Source organism: Mycolicibacterium novocastrense (genome assembly GCF_001570485.1).
Lineage (GTDB): Bacteria > Actinomycetota > Actinomycetes > Mycobacteriales > Mycobacteriaceae > Mycobacterium > Mycobacterium novocastrense.
In genome coordinates this window covers 1-1,478 of sequence record NZ_BCTA01000109.1, presented here as the reverse complement: position 1 = coordinate 1,478, position 1,478 = coordinate 1, and the positions used below count along the sequence as shown (strand labels likewise).

General features: G+C 66.0%; 1 protein-coding gene. It reads right to left on the bottom strand.

What is annotated here, in order from left to right; translation table 11 throughout:
• Nucleotides 1-47: 47 nt before the first annotated feature.
• Nucleotides 48-1,451 carry an IS1380 family transposase gene (locus tag RMCN_RS30640; protein ID WP_067396996.1) on the bottom strand — a complete coding sequence of 468 codons (1,404 nt, stop codon included), beginning with the start codon at nt 1,449-1,451 and terminating at the stop codon, nt 48-50.
• Between the last annotated feature and the right edge of the window lie 27 nt (nt 1,452-1,478).

Here is a 1,478-nt window from a genome sequence, read left to right as displayed (position 1 = left end):
CCCAGCTTTTCCTGTGATGTTCGGGTCGAGGCCTGTGGGGCCGGTGGTCAGTGGGTCGCAGCAGTGGGCGGGCTGTAACCGATGGTGTTGCGCCACAATGTGAGCCACTGCTGAGCCCACGGCCAGTGGGTGGGAAGGTGCAAGATGGGCCGGCGTTGGGGCCGAGCCAGTCGGGCCGGGATGTTGACGATCTTGCGCCGCAGTGTGGCTCCTCGCGCGACGGCATGGACACCTCCGGCGAGCACCCCGGCGGCACGCAGCAGGTTGTGGGCAATCGCAGCACACAGGACCCAGGCCGAGTTCGCGCCGAACCGCCCCGAGGGCATGTGTGCCAAAGGTCCGTCGATCAGGTCAGCGAACACGGTTTCGATGATGGCGTGGCGGCGATGGGTGATGTCAGCGGCGTCGACGGGTTCGTCGGAATCGGTGAAGAACGGGTGGTACCGCCACACCGGAAACAGCGCATCGAGGAACCGGGCGTCTTTGACCCGGCGCACGATCAGCCGTGCAGTGACCGGGGTGTTGGTGGAACTGAAAGCGGTGTAGGTGGTTTCGGCGACTTCGGCATCGGAGATCCATGCGCCGGTGTCGGGGTCGCGGACTGCGCCAGGGTAGTTGACCGGGGTCCAGGCCTCATCACTGATGGCCTCGATGGCCGCAGCGACGGCGCGGGTCTTGGCCAGCACCAGCGAGAACTGGGCTCCTGCGCGTCGGCAGGCATTCACCACGGCGCTGTTGCCGTAGGCCGAGTCGCCGCGCACCAGGATCTGCCCGGTGACACCGCTGGCGCGGGCGGTGGCGACCGCTTGGGCGATCATGCGGGCCGCGCCCTTGCCGGAGTTGGTCTTGCCCGCCCGCAGTCGAGCTCCGGTGATCACCGGGGCACCGTGTTCGGTGCTGACGGTGGTGATCAGCGGCGAGAGGCCTTTGCGCAGGATCTGGCGTCCGGCGATCTTGGTGTGTCCGTAGGAAGCGCCTTGTTTGGCGTGGCCGTAGACCGGGCGCAGCAGTGAATCGATGTCGACGAACGCTTGGGTATCGGCGCCGGGCAGCAACGCGACGCGTTCGCATAGCCCGGCCAGATGCTCACGCAGCACTGATTCCAGTTGTCGGGCATGGCCGAAGGTGAATTCCCGCAACAGAGTTCCGAGAGTCGAGGGTGCGTACACGCCGCCGAAGAGAGCCTTCATTCCACCGCAGCGCACGATGTCGAGGTCGTCGATGCTGTCGGCACCGGCGCACATTCCGGCGATCACGGTCGTCAGCTTCGGTGACGGGTTGGCCGATCCGGACTTGATCCGCGGTTCGATGATCTGGACCTTGTCCGCGATCAGCTCCGATAGCCCGGTCTGGCTGGCCAGAGTCATCACCGGGACCAGCCCGGCGCACGACACGAGATGCTCGTCATCGAAGACTGCCGACGCCGCGGCAAAGCTATGGGACACTTGCACTGGAAGTGCCTTTCCGAACTCGGACGG